This is a genomic window from Levilactobacillus tongjiangensis, assembly GCF_003946345.1.
Classification (GTDB): Bacteria; Bacillota; Bacilli; order Lactobacillales; family Lactobacillaceae; genus Levilactobacillus; species Levilactobacillus tongjiangensis.
In genome coordinates this window covers 54,950-73,108 of the sequence record NZ_RHNY01000015.1, presented here as the reverse complement: position 1 = coordinate 73,108, position 18,159 = coordinate 54,950, and the positions used below count along the sequence as shown (strand labels likewise).

17 protein-coding genes and 1 tRNA gene are annotated in these 18,159 nt (G+C 45.7%); 15 read left to right on the top strand and 3 right to left on the bottom strand.

The genetic code is table 11. The features are described from left to right. Window positions 1-153 precede the first annotated feature (153 nt). The 10 genes from EKM75_RS09690 (at window position 154) to EKM75_RS09640 (ending at window position 11,917) form a co-directional block, all read left to right on the top strand. Window positions 154-226, top strand: a tRNA-Thr gene (locus EKM75_RS09690). Window positions 227-481: 255 nt separating this feature from the next. Next, the gene (locus tag EKM75_RS09685; RefSeq protein ID WP_125694137.1) at window positions 482-2,344 is read left to right on the top strand and encodes a P-loop NTPase fold protein; all 1,863 of its coding nucleotides are present in this window, start codon (window positions 482-484) and stop codon (window positions 2,342-2,344) included. A gap of 469 nt (window positions 2,345-2,813) precedes the next feature. Beyond that, a complete protein-coding gene (locus tag EKM75_RS09680; protein ID WP_125694136.1) occupies window positions 2,814-3,368 on the top strand; it encodes a hypothetical protein in 555 nt (184 codons plus the stop codon). A gap of 220 nt (window positions 3,369-3,588) precedes the next feature. Further along, entirely contained in the window at window positions 3,589-4,428 is an 840-nt protein-coding gene (locus EKM75_RS09675) for a hypothetical protein (protein WP_125694134.1), read from the top strand. 19 nt (window positions 4,429-4,447) lie between these two features. Then, window positions 4,448-5,242 carry a CAP domain-containing protein gene (locus EKM75_RS09670; protein WP_125694132.1) on the top strand — a complete coding sequence of 265 codons (795 nt, stop codon included), beginning with the start codon at window positions 4,448-4,450 and terminating at the stop codon, window positions 5,240-5,242. A gap of 15 nt (window positions 5,243-5,257) precedes the next feature. Beyond that, complete coding sequence (locus tag EKM75_RS09665) at window positions 5,258-6,157, top strand: C39 family peptidase (protein ID WP_125694130.1); 900 nt, start codon at window positions 5,258-5,260, stop codon at window positions 6,155-6,157. A gap of 13 nt (window positions 6,158-6,170) precedes the next feature. Beyond that, entirely contained in the window at window positions 6,171-7,016 is an 846-nt protein-coding gene (locus EKM75_RS09660) for a C39 family peptidase (protein WP_125694128.1), read from the top strand. 143 nt (window positions 7,017-7,159) lie between these two features. Then, entirely contained in the window at window positions 7,160-9,838 is a 2,679-nt protein-coding gene (locus tag EKM75_RS13070; RefSeq protein ID WP_318531121.1) for a hypothetical protein, read from the top strand. Between the two features lie 627 nt (window positions 9,839-10,465). Beyond that, window positions 10,466-10,855, top strand: coding sequence for a hypothetical protein (locus tag EKM75_RS09645; RefSeq protein ID WP_125694126.1), 390 nt, complete (start codon window positions 10,466-10,468; stop codon window positions 10,853-10,855). A gap of 180 nt (window positions 10,856-11,035) precedes the next feature. Further along, window positions 11,036-11,917 (top strand): MucBP domain-containing protein, encoded by an 882-nt coding sequence (locus tag EKM75_RS09640; RefSeq protein WP_125694124.1) that lies wholly within the window; start codon window positions 11,036-11,038, stop codon window positions 11,915-11,917. A gap of 230 nt (window positions 11,918-12,147) precedes the next feature. Here EKM75_RS09640 and EKM75_RS09635 read toward each other — a convergent pair whose 3' ends face one another. Genes EKM75_RS09635 through EKM75_RS09625 form a run of 3 tightly spaced genes read right to left on the bottom strand, consistent with a single transcriptional unit; the run spans window position 12,148 to window position 13,652 of the window. Further along, window positions 12,148-12,546: an NUDIX hydrolase gene (locus tag EKM75_RS09635; protein WP_225426699.1), complete on the bottom strand. Its 399-nt coding sequence runs from the start codon at window positions 12,544-12,546 to the stop codon at window positions 12,148-12,150. Between the two features lie 17 nt (window positions 12,547-12,563). Further along, window positions 12,564-13,202, bottom strand: coding sequence for a DUF421 domain-containing protein (locus EKM75_RS09630; protein ID WP_125694123.1), 639 nt, complete (start codon window positions 13,200-13,202; stop codon window positions 12,564-12,566). Between the two features lie 3 nt (window positions 13,203-13,205). Beyond that, window positions 13,206-13,652, bottom strand: a complete 447-nt coding sequence (locus EKM75_RS09625; RefSeq protein ID WP_125694122.1) for a DUF3290 domain-containing protein — start codon at window positions 13,650-13,652, stop codon at window positions 13,206-13,208. 159 nt (window positions 13,653-13,811) lie between these two features. Between EKM75_RS09625 and EKM75_RS09620 the strand changes: the two genes are divergently transcribed. The 5 genes from EKM75_RS09620 to EKM75_RS09600 all read left to right on the top strand — a co-directional run bounded on the left by EKM75_RS09620 (window position 13,812) and on the right by EKM75_RS09600 (window position 18,060). Then, window positions 13,812-15,146, top strand: a complete 1,335-nt coding sequence (locus tag EKM75_RS09620; protein ID WP_125694121.1) for a dihydrolipoyl dehydrogenase family protein — start codon at window positions 13,812-13,814, stop codon at window positions 15,144-15,146. A 304-nt stretch (window positions 15,147-15,450) separates the two neighbouring features. Continuing rightward, window positions 15,451-16,242: a hypothetical protein gene (locus tag EKM75_RS09615; RefSeq protein ID WP_125694120.1), complete on the top strand. Its 792-nt coding sequence runs from the start codon at window positions 15,451-15,453 to the stop codon at window positions 16,240-16,242. Further along, window positions 16,229-16,897: a hypothetical protein gene (locus tag EKM75_RS09610; RefSeq protein WP_125694119.1), complete on the top strand. Its 669-nt coding sequence runs from the start codon at window positions 16,229-16,231 to the stop codon at window positions 16,895-16,897. Before EKM75_RS09615 ends, EKM75_RS09610 begins: the two co-directional genes overlap by 14 nt. Window positions 16,898-16,916: 19 nt before the next feature. After that, window positions 16,917-17,549, top strand: a complete 633-nt coding sequence (locus EKM75_RS09605) for an ATP-binding cassette domain-containing protein (protein ID WP_125694117.1) — start codon at window positions 16,917-16,919, stop codon at window positions 17,547-17,549. Continuing rightward, window positions 17,539-18,060 carry a hypothetical protein gene (locus EKM75_RS09600; RefSeq protein ID WP_125694115.1) on the top strand — a complete coding sequence of 174 codons (522 nt, stop codon included), beginning with the start codon at window positions 17,539-17,541 and terminating at the stop codon, window positions 18,058-18,060. Before EKM75_RS09605 ends, EKM75_RS09600 begins: the two co-directional genes overlap by 11 nt. Window positions 18,061-18,159 lie beyond the last annotated feature (99 nt).

The window sequence follows — 18,159 nt, the reverse complement described above, 5'->3', positions numbered from 1 at the left end:
ACACGGAAGTTAAGCTTCAGCACGCTGATAGTAGTTGGGGGATCGCCCCCTGCGAGGATAGGACGTCGCTACGCGAAGAGTAAGGAATCCAGAGATGGGTTCCTTTTTTTTATTGCTATTATGCCAAATCTCGTCCATAATAGAGGATGTTATGCCGCTTTAGCTCAGTAGGTAGAGCGTTTCCATGGTAAGGAAGAGGTCGTTGGTTCAAATCCAATAAGCGGCTTAAATTAAAGAAGGTCAATGTTGATGGAAACTGTCAACACTGGCCTTTTCTTGAACTTTATAAGACAATATTACTAGTCAATCAAGAGAGAGTACCTACTATGATGATTAACGTCAATATTGGGTATGAAGTTAAGAATCAGCACGAGTAGTGTACACTGGAAATTGATTTTATTAATTGGACACAATAATAAACAGAAGGTACATTTGTTAATTGATGATGCAAAGTATGAATCTTAAGGGGGAAACAATTGAGATGAGCGATTTAGTAAGCAGTTCGGCCAGTGACGCTATCATGAACTATGTCAATTCTGAAGATGAATTGGCATTTCAGGTTAATGGCCCATGGGGGAGTGGAAAAACCCACTACGTAGTAAATACGATTATTCCAGAACTTCAAGAACAGAGTAGAGTACCGGTTTACTTTTCATTAAACGGTCTCAAAGATATTGAGGTAGTAAAAAAGTCAGTAAACAGAAAGGTTTTGCTTAATTTTGTTAAAGATAAAGGAGATAAATACAATCTTACCGGTAAACTCGATAATATATTAGACTTAGCAAGTGGCGCAGATTTAGGCAATTCGATAGCAAATACGATTATGAATTCAGTAATATTTCCAATTAAGGAAAAAGTACAGGATAGCTTGTTAGAAAAAGTTGATTTTGCTAATTTTGTATTGATTATTGATGATTTAGAAAGGATTGCTGAACCACTGCAAACAAAAGAAGTATTTGGTTATATAGCGACGTTGCAGGAACAATGGAAATGCAAAATAATTATCATTTCAAATGAAGAAAAAAGCTATGATTCTGCAGATATAGCTTTGATTAAAGAAAAGGTTATCAACAAGAGTCTAGAATTTAATGAAGATGTTTTTGGAATTGCTGAGAATATTATTGATTATTCTCTTGAAAAAATTTCAATAGATCAGGACATTAAGGATTGGGAAGTTGCGATGGCACATAAAATGCTTGCTATGGTTACTTCTAAAGAAATAAATTTGCGAACGGTTAAGAGTATTATGAGTTCATATTCCGAGTTTAACTCGTATGTTTTAAAGCAGAGGGAACTTACAAATGATAAAAGAAAACAGATAGCAAAAACCGGTTTTTTATCAATCTTTGTATTAACTGATTGTTTTAAACGAGGATATACTGAAAAAAGTAAGGGAATTTTGGATGTTTTTGATGTCACACGTATGAGGCTACCGGCAAAACATAATACACAGAAGGAAAGCAATGTTGAAAGCATCTCTGAACGTATTCTAAGGGTATTTCATGGAAATTTACCGGAGTTTGATGAAAATATTGTCTATACTCGGCAGATTCTAAATTTAGTAGTTCATGATTCTTTTGACTTTAAGGAATTCTACAATGAAATTCAGAATATATTATTTCCTCAAGTTCCCGAACAAAAGCAACGGCTTGATAAGCTAGAAGATTTTAGAGCGTTAAGTGCTGTCGAATTATCTAGAGCACAGTTGGATATGAAAGAACACGTAAACTTGAAACAAGACAACTTTAAGTATCTGTTACGTGTGTTTAGGGTGATGCAGTATCTTAAGACTAATAGTTTACTTTTGGTAGATTGGAATATTGAGGAAATATACATAGAGTTGCTGAGTAGACTATCAAAGATGGATGAAGCTGAAGTTGGATTGAATGAGTGGACATTTTTGCGTACGAGCGGTGATCCCGCTGATGAGAAGGAGAATTCATTGAGGAAAGCCTACAAATCTCGACAGGAGAAATTAAATGAAAATGATGACATTAACATGTTGGAGCTCATTTTAAACGGTAACTGGTATGACAAAAATAAAGATAAGAGTTTCTTCAAAAAGAGAAGCTTGTTCAAGATGTTAATAGATGAGAATGTTATTGACAATGTTTTTTCTAAAGTTGGCCATAATGATGCAATTCGAGGGTTAGAGTCATATGTTCATGATGAAATTGTTAGCATTAGTAATGCGAAAGATTTTCATGCTCATGAGCTTGAGTATGCGGAACAATTTTTAGAAAATATGAAGGTACAGGAATCGTTAGTTCGTGATAAAGTTCAAAGATTCAACTATAAAGAGTTGGAGAATGAAATTAGTCAAGCAATTGATTGTCTTGCTTAGATTAGGTTCTTTTTAGTACTTATTTACAGAAAGAATTTTCAACTCTGGCTAACCCTGATTGTAAAAAGCAGAGGTGGCGAATTGATGAAAAATCGTCAGCGGTCGGGTGAAGAACCGTTGTTATATCCGCCTTCCCAGCGACAAATATATATCAAATAGGTTGCTTGAAATTCACAATATTTCTAGGCCACTGATTTTTACAGTGCTGGAAGTGGACCCGTAAGGTTGGACTGATTTGTCCATCTTACGGGTCTTTATTTGCGTAAACATACTAGATGATCGTTCAAAGCTGGAAATAATTAGTGGTCAACAACGGAGAGCCTTTTGCCTAAAAACGGTTTTAAAATCAGCAGGTACAGCAAGGGGTTAACTGTATTGCGGAAAAGTCACCAATGTTTTATATTGATAAATAAATTATTTGAGGTTAAAATCAAGATGTACCTTAACTAATTGAAAGAAGTTGTTCTTAATGAAGGCAAAACAAAAAATGATCATGTCTGCCGCCTTGTTGGTTGGTTTGACCGTCGGCGGTGTCACAGTTTCAACCAGTACAACTGCATCAGCGTCTTCGGGTTTTCCAACTTGGCCTAAGGTTCATAAGGTTCCGAGTGCTTTGAAAGGTAACTGGTACGCGTATAATAAAAAGGCTAAGAAGTATCAACACGTTAAAATTTCAAAATCAACTTATCAATTTTCCGCCGACAAGGTCGGTAAATTAGAATATTATGGTTTCCCATACTTACATAAAGGATTCAAGCAGACGCAAGTCTTTAAGATCAAGGGCAACTACGAAAAAACTTTCAGCATGTCTAAGATGAAGAATGGTTGGACGTCATTTGTCACAGCAAGATACTTGACTGCATCCGACTACAAGGTTAAAACCATGAAATTTAATGGTAAGAAACAAAAGGTGCTCCTGCAATACACGAAGGTACCAACTAGTAGTAAGACGGCTTTGGTTTACAGTCATCACAAGACTCACGTTCGTAAGACCATCAAGGTTAAACCATCAAGTATCTATTAAAGATGAAATACCAAGCATTTAGTTTTCGGTAAAGCTAGCCGTCAACTAAATGCTTTTTGATTATCACCAGTACTTAAAGTGCCATTGTCCCACCACCATGACTAGCGGTATACTTAAGTTATCGACTTAATAGAACATATGCTGGATTCAAATTGGACGGTATCGACTCTGTTGAAGTGGGTGGTATGACGCCCTATATCAGGAAAGCAGGGGACAATTGATGAATCAGTTTCATGAGCTTATGACGATCATCGCGGTTCTTAGCGGTGGCGTGATTGGTCTAAGCAGTTTAACTTCAGCACAGGCTAGTACATACAGCGCCAAACGTAGTCGAAGTGTTAAGGTAGTTTGGCGTAAGTCGATGAAGCGACACGCCTTTCATGGCACTACCGGTTACTTGTATAGTCAGCATCTTGGCGACCGTTATCAAGCACTCAAGACTTTTCCTCACACGACCTGGTACACCACCAAGCATGAAAAATTACTCATCAAGCAAACGCATAAGACGCGGATCTACTACCAAGTGACAAGTGCTAATGGCAAATACACGGGGTGGGTTTCACGCCGTTACTTGAAGCAGGGATCGGCTAAGCGTACCAAGTCAGCCAGATTCCAAGCCAACGCCAAGCAATCATTTAATGCAGCGACCGTTAACCGAGACTTTATCACCCAGTTAAATCGTGCTCGGGCTGCTAAGGGACTTACTGCTTTACAAGCGAATCAGCTGATTCAAACGCAAGTTTCAAATGTCCGGATTACGCAAATTACGACCAATTTCAGTCACTATGACCGGGCAGGCCACGTGATTCAACAGGGGTTGTTTAAGAATGTCGGGTTAGAGCACGCTTCTCACGGTGAGGTGCTTGATATGAATGGCGTGGGGAAGACAAACGCCGCCACTGCTAAGAGCATTGCCTACGATTATCAACATGGCAATGATCAGGGGGCTCATTGGCAAATGTTGATGGAATCTCAGTTCATTTATTATGGGATTGCCACTAAGGTTACGTCAAACGGCACAGTCTACAACGTTATGAATGTGATGAGCCAACCATTTTAAATTTGAAAGGAATCTAATTATGAAAATATCATCTAAATGGACACTATTACTATTGCCCTTAGTGGGGTTAGCCTTTCCAGTCGGTGCAAATGCAGCGACAACGCAACAACCGGCCAAGCAGATGGTTGTCCACTATCAATCGACCACTGGTAAAAAATTGAAAGCGAACAAAACCTTTACTAGCACAGGTGCCAGTGTTAAGAGCTATGGGAGCCAATTTGGCCCGCAAGGAACTGGTGATCCTTGGAATACCAGCAAAGGGTATGTTACAAAAATTAAGGGATACGTGCCATTTTCCCTCAAAAAAACGTACAGCTATAGTAAGTTACCGGCTAAGGTTACTGTTAAATACGTTAAGGAATCGGTCTTGAATAAAAAAGTTGGGAAGAGTTATCTGAAACAATTTAATGCCTACCGGAAACACCAGGGGCTCAGTGCCTTGAAGCATCGGAAGAGCTTGCTGAAAAAGGTCAATGTCCGGGCACATGAATTGTGGATTCGTGACGATCATATTCGGCCAAATGGCAAATCCTACAATGCTAAGATGAGTGGGTATGCCGAAACAATGGCGGAACTACCCGCTTACTACTTGCCAGCCGGTTACATGTCGGGCGGCCTGGGTGCCACGTTGGTCTATAATGCAAACGGTAATATCACTTACAAGGGAACGGCGAAGACCGCGGTCAATGAGTTAATGACTTGTGATAAGTTACACCGTGATACCGAGCTGAATACTTGGGCGCACTACAGTGAAGTTGGGTTTAGTTTTGCTGCTGATGGATCTGGTATGATGGCCCAACTCTTCCAATATTAGAAAAGAGTCGCGTATATGAAAAGATTATTAGTGGCAGGGATCGTCCTGTTAATGACCTGGTTGGGCGTGACCACTGTACAGGCCGCAAAGACCTCACAAATTTTGTCACAGAAAAACGTCACGCCGTTTGGTAAGGTTACTGGTAATCCTAAGGGAAAACTGGTGACGTTTGAAAATGATGGTACTGGCCTCATCTTGGCGACTACCCATCAGCTGAAGAGTTTTCCCAAAACAGCTTGGATCATCAGCAAGTCGGCCTTGATTCAAAAGGCAAATGGTAAGAATTATCGATATTATTATGTGACCTCTACCAGCCCTAAGTCCAAGAAAACCTATTCTGGTTGGGTTTGGCGTGGTGATTTGAAGACACCGGCAACGGTGAATTTGGGTGCCCCCTACGTGAGTCAACAGGCGGTTAAGGCCTGGATGGGGTGTGAATCCGCTAGTTTACTAGAAGGCCTTCACTATAAAGGTGTTTTAAAGTCGACTGGTTTGGTGGCTTTCATGAAAAAATTACCCCGTAGCAAGACCAATAATCCGAACACTGGTTTTGCTGGCAGTCCTTATAAGGTCACACCAGGGGTCTTCCAGTCGATTTTCCCTAAGCCACTGGCTAAATGGGGAAATCGATATCACAAAGTTAAGAACATTAGCGGTGCTAATCTGAGTAAGCTGCGGTCGCAGTTGCGCCTGCATAATCCGGTAGTAGTATATGTGACGTTACACTTTGCCAAGGCTCAGTATGGTCATTATTTCTGGGGCACAGGTATCAATAACAGCCACGTCATGCTGCTAGACGGATATAAGAAGGGTGCGTACCACGTAGCTGATCCAAACCAGGGAAAGTATTGGGTCAGTGCGAAGAAGTTTTCCCGGAGCTATCAATACAAGCATTTTGCCGTGGCAATTCAGTAGAGGAGGATTTTCTGTGAGAAAATGGACAAAGTTAGTTATTGGGGTTGCAGTTGCTTTAGGAATATTTAGCGTAAATTCGGTTGCCCGTGCCAGTTCGGTGCCAACTAAGTCAGCGCGAACCTACAATTCACGGGTAGTGAAGAGTAAGGGGTGGCGGCTCTGGAGCAGTCCAGCCACCACGAAAGCACTCAGAAAGACCGGAAGTTTGAGTGGTAAATTGGTTCAACTAGACCGCGTCGCTAAGACGGGGAAAACAACCTATTTCCGAATCAGTCGGCGGGGACACAACTACGGTTGGCTTAACGCTCAGGCACTAAAGACGACCACGACTTACCGTTTGCCATATACGTATACCAGTCAGCTTTACCCACTGTATGCGCCTAATGCTTGTGAAGCCGCGAGTCTTAAAATGGCCCTGTCTGTTAAAGGGGTAGCGACCAAGACCAGTCTGAAGACGGTCATTAATCGAATGCCTAAAGCCAAGACGCCGAATAAAGGGTTCACTGGAAATCCTTACACGGAGAGTCGTCCTGGTGAAACGCGGACAATCTATCCAGCCCCACTGACTGCCTACGCCCAGACTTATGACAAGCAAGCGGCTAACATTTCCGGGGCCTCTAAGACGCAGCTGATGCGTGAGGTCAAACGAGGAAATGCAATTGTCTTTTCAGGTGGTTGGCACATGGAAAAGTCACGACCATATCACGTGTTAGCCTTAGTTGGATATAAGCACGGTAAATTTTTAGTCGCAGATCCATACATGCAAAAGGGTTGGCCCAACAAGGTATTTTGGACCAGTACTAATAACTTCATGAAAGTCTATCACAGCCGTCATTCACGGGCAGTTGTGATTCGCTGATTGTTAAAAATGGAATCATGGCCAGAAGGCTGTGGTTCCATTTTTGATTGTGGGTAGTGGTTCTTGTTTTCTTCTCGTTGTGAACCTGATAACATGTTGTTTACTGAGAAACAGACTAAGGTCAATTGAGAAGGAGAAAATACATGTCACAAAATTTAAGAACGAGTTTATGGCTCACAGCAGCGGCCGCATTGGTTGGTACGGGAATGATGGCTACTGATGACCAGCGTAAGGCCCGTGCGGCGACGGTGACGATTTCCCAGCAGGCACTTCAGTCGAATGCCACCCCTGCTGAAGGGGCTAGTCAAGCTGGCCTTAGTCAAACGGAAAATTCTGTGGAGGCAGTTCAGACACCAACGCCGACAACGCCATCAACTAATAATAGCAATGGGACGGCAGAGGGGAATGATACAGGGAATTCAACTGGAAGTGCCACAACGACTGATCCGACTGAGGGAACGGCTAGTGCCACAGATACTGGCCAAACTGGAACGCCTGATGTGAGTACAAGCCAGGGCGAAGAACCTAGTGTTAGTGGCGATGAGTCGGGTGATTCTAATGCTGGTAATAATGGGAATGAGATTGATACAAACAATGAAAATCCGGATAGTACTGAGGTAACTGCACCGAGTGATAGTGACAACGGTGATGCCACGACTGGTGTGACGGATCCTGGGTCAGACGCTGAGAATACTGCAGATAATTCTGACGGTTCAACTCATGGAGCAGACGGTGACGCCAGTGACCAAGACGCTGGGAATGAAACGGCAGACGGTAATGGAAACAGCTCTGATGGCGGTACTAGTACTGACGTCAATGCAGGTGCAGACACAGATGAAGATAATGATGATACAAGCGGAAATTTGAATGCGGGGGACACCTCGGATACAGATACAAATGGCTCATCTGAGCCAGGAGATAATCAGGACTCAGGTAATGAAGCGGGTACTGGAAATGGGTCAGACACTAGCGACAATTCTGAAGGTAACACTGGGGATGAAGACACTGGTCAGGGAAATGAGGCAGATTCAGATTCTGGTGTAGAAGGAAACGATTCGGATTCTACTAGTAATTCGGGTCAAGACAGTGATTCAGATTCAGAAGGTGATTCGCAACCGGGTAGTGACTCAGATTCTGACAGTAACTCTGATTCGGAGAGTGATGCGAAGCCCGGTAACGGGTTAGATTCAGATTCGGACTCCGATAGTGATTCAGACTCGGATAGTGACTCGGACTCGGACAGTGATTCAGACTCGGACAGTGATTCAGACTCAGATAGTGATTCAGATTCCGACAGTGACTCGGACTCGGACAGTGACTCAGACTCGGATAGTGATTCAGATTCCGACAGTGACTCAGACTCAGATAGTGATTCAGATTCCGACAGTGACTCTGATTCCGATAGCGATTCGGACTCGGACAGCAACTCAGACTCAGATAGTGATTCGGATTCCGACAGTGACTCAGACTCAGATAGTGACTCTGATTCCGATAGCGATTCCGATAGTGACTCAGATTCAGATAGTGATTCGGACTCGGACAGCGACTCAGACTCAGATAGTGATTCGGATTCCGATAGCGATTCGGACTCGGACAGCGACTCAGACTCAGATAGTGACTCAGATTCCGATAGCGATTCAGATTCCGACAGTGATTCGGATTCCGACAGTGATTCGGACTTGGACAGCGACTCAGATTCCGATAGCGATTCGGACTCAGATAGTGACTCAAATTCAGATAGTGATACGGACTCGGACAGTGACTCAGATTCCGACAGTGATTCAGCTTCCGACAGTGACTCAGACTCAGATAGTGATTCGGATTCCGACAGTGATTCGGACTCAGATAGCGACTCGGACTCGGACAGCGACTCAGATAGTGATTCGGATTCCGACAGTGATTCAGACTCAGATAGTGACTCAGATTCCGATAGCGACTCAGACTCAGATAGTGATTCAGACTCAGATAGTGATTCAGATTCCGACAGTGACTCTGATTCAGATAGTGATTCAGACTCAGATAGTGATTCAGACTCAGATAGCGACTCGGACTCAGATAGTGATTCAGACTCAGATAGCGACTCGGACTCAGATAGTGATTCAGATTCCGACAGCGACTCGGACTCCGACAGTGATTCAGATTCGGATAGTGACTCGGACTCCGACAGTGACTCAGATTCCGATAGTGATTCAGATTCCGACAGTGACTCAGATTCCAATGGCGATTCAGACTCTAACAACGACTCGGACTCAGGCAGTGATTCTGAGTCTGAAAGTGATTCTGAATCCAGTCATGACTCCGATAGCAACTCATGTTCCGACCATGATTCCGATTCTGAAAATGATACCGGTAGTGGTTCGGATGCTGGCAATAACGTTGGTTCGGGCAGTGGGAACAATACTGGTAACGGAACTGATACTGACAATCATGAAAATGATGAAGGGCAAGCTGGCGATACCGGGGTTACTGGCCCGGAAAGTGATGGTAGTAACGTTGCTGATAATGAGGGGGAATCGGTTAGTGCTGGCGACCAAACGCCTGCCGGTTCTAATTCTCAAACTGATTCAGTGGGGAGTGAAACCAATAATGATCAGATCCTCGAGGGATCCTTTGATGATGTTGGTGGTGCCGCCGATGTGATTGCAACGACACCGCTATCATTGGCAACGGCCACTGATAGCAATCAATTAGGGAATGCAACACAGGTTGACGGTCAGTTACCTCAGACAAATGAAGCTGACAGTAAGCTCGGCTGGATAGGGGTTTTACTGGGAATCATGACGTTCGGCCTTAGTCGAATTTTCCGTCGTAAGCAAGCCTAGCTAGAGATTTTGAACTTAATTAAAATGACATAAGGAAATGCCTACGTTGGTGTGTATAGCGTAGGCATTTCCTTATGTCATTTATTCACCCAAATGTCGAATAACAAAGTTGGTTAACGGGCAGACATGGTGGTGGTCAGCGCTGATGGCCCGCAATGAATTGCCGACTGGTTCAATGAATTTCCCTTAGGTGAACAAATATACATGATCAATCCTTGTCACGCCAGTATTCTAAATTAGTGATATCTAAAAATTCACAAGGTAAAAATCACTGGCAGAAGAAAACGGTTCCATTTTTGACGCGGATGCAGACTTGGTATTTTCTTTAGGTTGGGCAACTGTTAGCATGTGATTATCGGTATGAGATCAAGGAATAAGCGGAAAGGGGAGCTTCACAGTCGTAAACTTCAGGGGAAACTATTTAGTGAATTCAGATCCAGCCAACGGGGTCAATCGCTATTAGCTGAGGTTGCAGCGTTAAAGAATTAATGATTGGTTTTAAGGATTAGTAGGTTTTGAACAGTGGAGTAGATGGGTGTTACGAGTTAGTGAGTTTTGCAATTATTAATGAATTGAAGAGATAAGCCCTGCTATTAGTGGGAGAATTAACGGGGAGAGATAGTTATTATGCGAGGAAAACAGGACCGATTCATTGGCATTGGACTAATGGTGATGATGCTGCTATTGGGGATGATTTTTTTGGGGAATACTGTGACTGCCAAGGCGGCGGTAATTCAACCAGAACAAGAATCAGTTGATTTTGTCGTTCAGAAAGGTTCAACGTCAGTACGGACCACACCAATCGACGAGGACTTTGAGCAGCCACAAGAATTACACCATTCTGCCGATGAAAGTCGTCACACCAATAAAAGTGGTATCCAGCCAATTTTAAAGCTTAGCTGTTTTGGTGTTCTCTTAGCCCTTTTCACAGTCAGTGGGTGGCAGATTAGTCGGGAGCGACGGCAACAGAAGGCCCGCTTAGCTGAGCAAACGACACAGCTTCAATCACGAACGTAGTATTTTTTCCAAGTTCTGGTGTGATGATTAAGTCAATTATGAAAGGGAAATCATAGTTAGATTACTATGATTCCTTTTTTGATTGAGAAGGTGGAATTCAATTTTATTCAGGTGCTGAACCTGCTATGATATGGCATATCTTATCTGTTCAAAAAGACACAATCTGTGGGGGAGAGTGGCATGTCATTGCATTTGAAAAAGTGGGCTTGGTTCATAACATTGATAATTCTATTAGGCACGTCTGGTGGAAGGGTTGTTGCTAATGCAGCCGAAGTGAGTATCGGGGAAACGACGGCGCCAGCAACGGCAGTAGTTCCGACGGAGGTTGCTGGTACTTCATCTCAATTGCCGGTTGCGGATAATTCGGACTGCTCAGCGGAGGTGACTGTTCACTATCAGGATATGAACGGAGCCGCTTTAGCGGCCGATGAGGTGCTGTTAGGGAAGGTGAGAACGCACTATAAGGCACGATTGGCTACCATTACGGGGTACCGGCTTGAGCGGGTGATTGGCGCCACCACTGGTGAGTTCACGATTTTTCCGCAAGAGATGACGTACGTTTATCGACTAGAAGCGACGGCTCAAGTGATGGTCCGCCATTTAGACCAAGAAGGGAATCGGGTCACGGCAGATCAGCTGGTAACGGGAAAATGGGGCCGCAACTATGTGACAGCACCAATTAAAATGGCTGGCTATGTGATTACCAAGATGCCGAAAAATCAGCGGGGAAAGTTCCGGGTGAAGCAACAGACTGTGACCTATCGCTATTGCCCATCAGTTTCACCGGCGCGGAAAGTTCAGCAACGTGAGGTGGCTGTACAAAAATCTGCCGCGACACCGTCCTCGGTGGTTCAGGATAGGTTTACGGGGTATGCGGGCGGTGAGGGACCTCAGCCGGTCAAATCATTGCGTACGCCAAAACGAACGGTCAAAGCGACTGCTGCAGATCACGTGGCAACGCCCCAGCAAAAACAGAGAAAAGCGCATGCGGTCGTTTGGCTAAGTGTGACTTTGGTAGGCGCGATTCTCTTGAGTTGGTTGTTAGGGCGAAAGAAAAAATAAGTCACAAAAAGAAGGGCCCTCCAGCCAGTGGAAGGTCCTTTGTCAATAACGTCGTGTAATGTCGCTAATATTTATAAATTAGTAATCTCAAAAGTCTTTTTATACTACTGAGCGTGTTCTAAAAAAAGATGGGCCCAAGCCCGCTGCATTTCCATGGTGTACGGGTTGAAGCCGACTTGATGGAGGTGGCGCTGCGCCGAAGCTTGGTCAAAGAAGGCGACACGCTGAAGCTACTCGTGTTGGATGGCCAGGTGGGCAGCGGGTTCAGTCGTTTGAAACGCAAACCACGCTTCGATCCAGCGACTGTGCGGCGCTATCAAAAAGTTGTCAGCTGCTGTGACTGGGATGATCAGCCCCAGTTCCTCAGCCATTTCACGGTGCATGGCCGCTTCGATACTTTCGCCCGCCACGGCTGACCCACCGACGGAACAATCCCAGTAACTGGGAAAGTGAATCTTATCGGGGGCGCGTTGCTGGAGCAACACTTGTCCGTGGGCATTGAAAATGAACGCGTCGACCACTAGGTGATATTCCCCAGGTTGGAGAGTTTCCCGTCGTTGACGTCGACCGGTGATTTGTAAGTCGCGGTTGTAGATATCCCAGTACTCATTCAGATGGTCTGCGGCCATGCTAATTACCTCCTAATTCAAGCCTCATCGTAACGGGTAATTTCAAATTGGTGATTTTCATATTTAGCCATGTAGACGTCCCGAACGTTGGTCACGCCGAGTTCTTTCAACTGTGCGAGTAGCCAAGTCTCGTCGTGATTCATGAGTTCAAGTACGTCTTGATCAATTTGACCGTCCACAATAATCGGATACCGAATGGAACCGTCGCCCTGGCGCAGAACGGTTAAGCTACCGTTTTGTTCAACGATAGCCCGTTTCACCTCGTTAATTTGATAGACACCAGCTGTGCGGAGCTTGAAGTCGATTTCTTTGGCGGAGAGGTTGGCTTTCAGGCAGTTGTGGACGAGCAATTGGCCATTTCGAATGACGGTGATGGGACCACCATCGATGAATTTGCCGATAGTTCGGACGTGAATCTTCAGGTAGCGGGTCACTAAAATCAAGAGGGACCAGATCAACAAAACGATGATAAATTGTAATAGGGTGACAGCGTTATTGTAAATAACGCCACCGACGATCCCCCCCAAGACGTAGTTCTGAACCTGGTCAATGGCGGAGGTTGGTGCTAGGTTTCCCTTACCGGAAAAATTAATGAGCAATGTCATAAAGATAAAACCGACGACTAATTTGATAAAAACGTCTGAATAAACGAACATAGGCTACTCCTTTACCAGTGTGATTTTCGGATTTTCTAGCGTAATTTTTTCTAAGACGAAGGCGGACCCGTCTGAATTGTAGTCGAGGCGGTAGTAGCCCTTCGGTGCCTTGACTAGAAGGTCGCTCCCCGTAGAGGTCGTATTGATACTCAGCTGAGTCGGCCGAACCTTGAGTTGTTTGGCGACTTGCTGAACCGTGGCGGTGATTTCACCCGTTTGTTTCGAGGCGGATTGTAGTGAAACCAGACTATTGATCTGGAATCCCAGCACGAGTAAGAGCAGCGTCCCTGTGATGATGGTCAGGTCTTTATATTTCACATTCCAGCGGTTACGGAGGTAGTGAATGAATAAACTAATGAAGATAGCAAGTAGGGCAATCAGCAAGGCGATGCGTGCATACTGCCAAGTATTATGATGGGTTGTAAGATAGCCATAAGTATAAAAAGTCATCGTGTTCCCCCTAAAATAATTTCTACCATATAGTTTATCACGATAATTTTAGAAAGGGCGAATGGGAGCCCTAGTTTACGCCTAGGCCAAAATACTGGTGAATAAGGAGCAGCGTGCTAGAATCAGAGTTAAGGGTTCAGGAAGGGAAGGTTCAAGCAGATGCAAGAATTTGATATCGTGGTGATTGGTGGCGGCCCTGGTGGTTTAGCTGCAGCCTATGGTTTACATGCCCGGGGGATGAATGTGGCGGTCGTAGAAAAGGATCTATGGGGCGGTACTTGTCCTAATCGCGGGTGTGATCCTAAAAAAATTCTGATGGCCGCTGTGGAGACGCAGGGTCGTAGTGAGGCCTTGCGTGGGCACGGGTTAAGTGGTGTTCCACAGCTGGATTGGCCGGCTCTAATGGCAGCTAAGCGGGCGTATACGGAGAAAATTCCAGATGGTACGCACAATGGGCTGCAAGCGGCGGGAATCGCCACCTTTCACGGCGAAGCCAGCTTCAATGCTGATGGCACCTTGACCGTTGGGGATAATCAGTTGAACGCAGCCAACTGGATCATTGCAACTGGGCAGGAACCCCGTCTGCCACAGATTGACGGGCAGGAATGGCTACGCACCAGTAATGAGTTCTTGGATTTAGACAACCTACCCGAAGACATTACGCTGATGGGCGCCGGATACGTAGGCGTTGAACTGGCCGCCATTGCTAATGCGGCGGGTACTCAGGTTCACTTGGTCCATCACAGTGACCGTCCATTACGCGCCTTTGATGGTGACCTTGTCAGCGACTTACTGGACCGTTTGAAAGCCAACGGCATCGATGTGCAACTTAACACGGAAATCACCCAGGTAGCACCGGCCGATGATCAGTATCGTGTGGCTACGGCGGATGGTCAGAGTTGGACGACTGGGATGGTCTTTGCCACGGCTGGCCGGATGCCGGTAATTGCTGGTCTACATTTGGACCGAGTGGACGTTGCTACGACGGCTCATGGGATCAAAGTTGACGGTACGCTGCGGACGACCAATCCCCACATTTTTGCATTAGGGGACGTCGTTGATCGACCACAGCCTAAATTGACTCCGGTTGCGGGCTTCGAGGGTCGCTATTTGACGGAAACACTAACGACTTGCGACGCACCAGCTATCAAGTATCCGGTTATCCCTTCTGTCGTGTATGGTAAGACACAGTTGGCTCAATTAGGGGTCACTACGACGCAGGCGGCGGCTGAACCAGCAAAGTATCGGGTCAGTGATCTGGACTTGACACACTGGTACAGTTACCAGCGGATTCAGGACCCCCGGGCGCGAATCAAGGTTGTGATTGATAAAACGACTGCTCACATTGTGGGAGCTGCGGTACTGAGTAGCGAGGCGGAACAGGTCATCAATTACCTGGACTTTGTGATTCAGAATCATATGGGCCCAGCGGACATCAGTCAAACGATTACGGCCTATCCAACCCTAGCGTCTGACCTGACATACTTTAATTAGCGGTTGGTCTGTTTGAAAATTAAAATATAGAAATGCAGGAGCCAAGGCAGTAGCCGTGGCTCCTTTTTTGACGGTGTAATCGGTTTCACTGAGTATGATTAAATAAATATCGAGTGGGAGTGAAATTTGCGATTTAAGCGCCATTTTAGTGCGGTTTCCCATGGGAGCGGGCTCGAAATTGCAGGCAGAAGCGACAGGGAAAATTAATGGCTTAATATCAGCTAGTGGCTGGTTGTGACGAGCTATTGGCATCCCTGATAAAGTCCTGTATAGTGGCGAAAACGGGAGCGGAGGGGAGAAAACGATGGGGGTAGTTTGGCAGCGGCTCAACAAACGACCGCTAATTTTAGCATTCAGTATATCTTTGGTTTTAGCCATGAGTCAGCTTTATCCAACCTTGCGGCTTGTTGGCGGCCAGTCTAATTATTTTGACTCAGCCTACACCAGATGGTTGGCCGTTGATAACTTTCAATCAATTAGTCAGGTTTATTACTTAGTCCTACCATTGTTAGCGGCGTTGCCCATGGGTAGCGTGCTAAACCAGGATCGCGTAACCGGCTTTTTAACGCAGTTGCGGATGAAAGTTCCTACAACAGTCTTGTTCCGAGGCTATTTCGGGTGGTCGTTCTTACTGGGCGGCTTGGTCACAGCGTTACCGTTACTGGTCAACCTGTGGGGCCATTTATTGGTGCTTCCCAGCTATCAACCGGACAACCTCTTACATAGCAACATACTGGCAATCAGCTTTAATACTCTGAGTGTGGGGATGTATTATTCCCAACCCCTCCTACACGCTGCTTTAGCTATTGGCCGGACATTTGTTTGGGGTGGGCTCCTTTCTTTATTTGTGACGGGGGTGGGGCTGCACACGCGTCAGCGTTTTATGGGCATCGGACTGGTTGTCCTGATGCAGCTAGGACTAATTTTAGTACAACCGTTGGGGGTGACACCTCAAAGTTTGGCGCCGGCGGACTTTTTCCGTGAGACGGCCAATGCCAACGTTAGCTGGGCGGCAGCACTGGGAGTAACGGCCGTGTTTAGCGGGGTCACCTTGTATTTAGTAATTAGGGGGTGGCGACGACTTGTTCGCGCGTAGACTATGGTGGCAACAGTGCAGCCAATTGACCCGTTATCGGTGGCTTTTACTTATGGGCCTCTTCGCCACAGTCATTTCTGGGTTGCGGTGGTGGCACTGGGCCCAATCACCTAACTTAGCACCTTTAGCGGTCTATAAAACCTTATTTGAGATTAACGGCTTTAGCTGGGGTTACTTACCGATTGGTTTAATTGTTGGGTTAAGTGTGATTTCACCCCGACTAAATGACTATGGCGTAACCGGGTCTCGGTTGATTTGGATTCATCAGTTAGGCGTGCAAAGCCTTTTGTTGCAAGGATCGCTATGGTTAGTATGGACTGGAATTATGGTTGCACGTTTTGCTGAACTGGTAGGGTGGCCGGCTAGCTGGATCGGACTATGGGGTTGTGTACAGGTCGGTCTCAATCAAGCTTTTTTTGTCAGCGTGGCGCTGACAGTGTACGTCGCGACCCAGCAGAAGCTAATTGCCATTGTAGGCGCCTGGCTGAGTGAGATGCTGCTTGCAGATCTATTATCTGGGCCACAGTCACCATTCTTACGTTTTCAGTCACCGGCAACTCCCGAGATGACCGGGGTCGCAACGGGCCTGCTGATTGGTGGGATGGGGTTACTGTGGGGACTGATGGTGTTGATCATCAATCGTCGAGACTTATGATGAGATAGGGGAATTAGCAATGACGTTGATTCAGTTGAGTACGATTTCTAAAACAATTCGGCGACAACCCGTGTTGCGGGATGTGTCCTTTACCGTGGAGCAGCAAACGATTACTACTTTGGAGGGTATTAATGGTTCCGGAAAAACGTTGATTCTGAAGGCCATGTTGGGGTTGATCAAGACTCGAGGACGTGTAACAGTGAATGAGATTCCTCTTCGAATCGGTCAGCGTTATCCGGTTCAAGCGGGCATCCTGATTGAAGCGCCGAGCCTTATTGAAGAGTTCTCAGCCTATAAAAATCTGAAGTTGCTCGCAAACCTGATGCCAGGGGTCACCAACCAAGACATCGTGCAGTTGCTCCATCAGTTTCAGTTGCCTCGAGAGAATGGGGCCAAGGTCAAGCACTTTTCACTAGGGATGAAGCAGAAGTTGGGGATTGCCCAGGCGACTTTAGGCCAAAGTGAATTGATTGTGTTGGATGAACCGACCAACGCGCTTGATACTGAAAGCATTGCAGCACTGATTACCTATCTGCAATCTTTGAAGGCAGCTGGCAGCACATTGGTGGTGGCTTCTCACGACCACGAGTTTGTGTCTGCCATCTCGGATAAACGAATTCTAGTGGAGGCGGGGACGGCCTATGAAATTTAAAACGTTGCTGATTATCCTCGCGCTATTATTTTTGAGTATTGGGAGTGCTTGGCAGTATCGACGGGTCAATCAGAAAGTGAAGCAACCGCTGGTGGTCGAAAAGATTTTTCATCAGGGTGAGTGGGTGACCGATCAAAATGTCCGTTTCAAGGTTAAACACGTTGAACACCAGTCGGCAACCGCCGAGAAGCGGGTTAAGGTTCACCTACAGATTCAACAACTGGGAGCGTATCACTATGGGCTGAAGTCGGGGAATGCTAATCTCGCCGAGAATATGTGGTTAAATATTCCCTATGCAATCAGTAATCAGGCACGCGGCTTAACGCATCCTTCAGGTCAGTTGTTTACTGATCAGGAGCTCCATAGTTCAGGGCTCAAGTCCGGATTTTTGGAATTTACGGTACCTAATGAGAGTTATCGGGCACGGCTACAGGAGACGCGTTTCAGCTTTCTTCTGCAGCAGTCATCCGGCCAGTTTTTCAAATATTCACTGCTACTCCATTTGACTTAAATTTGCTTAGATTAAGCGTCGTCACCAGGAACCAGTAGTCGGTCGTGTCAGAAAATTCCGGCTGACGGGTTTTGTGTGGCGGCGTTTTGGCGTATGATA

Bases quoted from the DNA above. Each gene is read 5' to 3' on its own strand.
- EKM75_RS09685 (WP_125694137.1), top strand. From the start codon at position 482: ATGAGCGATTTAGTAAGCAGTTCGGCCAGTGACGCTATCATGAACTAT.
- EKM75_RS09680 (WP_125694136.1), top strand. From the start codon at position 2,814: ATGAAGGCAAAACAAAAAATGATCATGTCTGCCGCCTTGTTGGTTGGT.
- EKM75_RS09675 (WP_125694134.1), top strand. From the start codon at position 3,589: ATGAATCAGTTTCATGAGCTTATGACGATCATCGCGGTTCTTAGCGGT.
- EKM75_RS09670 (WP_125694132.1), top strand. From the start codon at position 4,448: ATGAAAATATCATCTAAATGGACACTATTACTATTGCCCTTAGTGGGG.
- EKM75_RS09665 (WP_125694130.1), top strand. From the start codon at position 5,258: ATGAAAAGATTATTAGTGGCAGGGATCGTCCTGTTAATGACCTGGTTG.
- EKM75_RS13070 (WP_318531121.1), top strand. From the start codon at position 7,160: ATGTCACAAAATTTAAGAACGAGTTTATGGCTCACAGCAGCGGCCGCA.
- EKM75_RS09645 (WP_125694126.1), top strand. From the start codon at position 10,466: ATGCGAGGAAAACAGGACCGATTCATTGGCATTGGACTAATGGTGATG.
- EKM75_RS09640 (WP_125694124.1), top strand. From the start codon at position 11,036: ATGTCATTGCATTTGAAAAAGTGGGCTTGGTTCATAACATTGATAATT.
- EKM75_RS09635 (WP_225426699.1), bottom strand. From the start codon at position 12,546: ATGGCCGCAGACCATCTGAATGAGTACTGGGATATCTACAACCGCGAC.
- EKM75_RS09630 (WP_125694123.1), bottom strand. From the start codon at position 13,202: ATGTTCGTTTATTCAGACGTTTTTATCAAATTAGTCGTCGGTTTTATC.
- EKM75_RS09625 (WP_125694122.1), bottom strand. From the start codon at position 13,652: ATGACTTTTTATACTTATGGCTATCTTACAACCCATCATAATACTTGG.
- EKM75_RS09620 (WP_125694121.1), top strand. From the start codon at position 13,812: ATGCAAGAATTTGATATCGTGGTGATTGGTGGCGGCCCTGGTGGTTTA.
- EKM75_RS09615 (WP_125694120.1), top strand. From the start codon at position 15,451: ATGGGGGTAGTTTGGCAGCGGCTCAACAAACGACCGCTAATTTTAGCA.
- EKM75_RS09605 (WP_125694117.1), top strand. From the start codon at position 16,917: ATGACGTTGATTCAGTTGAGTACGATTTCTAAAACAATTCGGCGACAA.
- EKM75_RS09600 (WP_125694115.1), top strand. From the start codon at position 17,539: ATGAAATTTAAAACGTTGCTGATTATCCTCGCGCTATTATTTTTGAGT.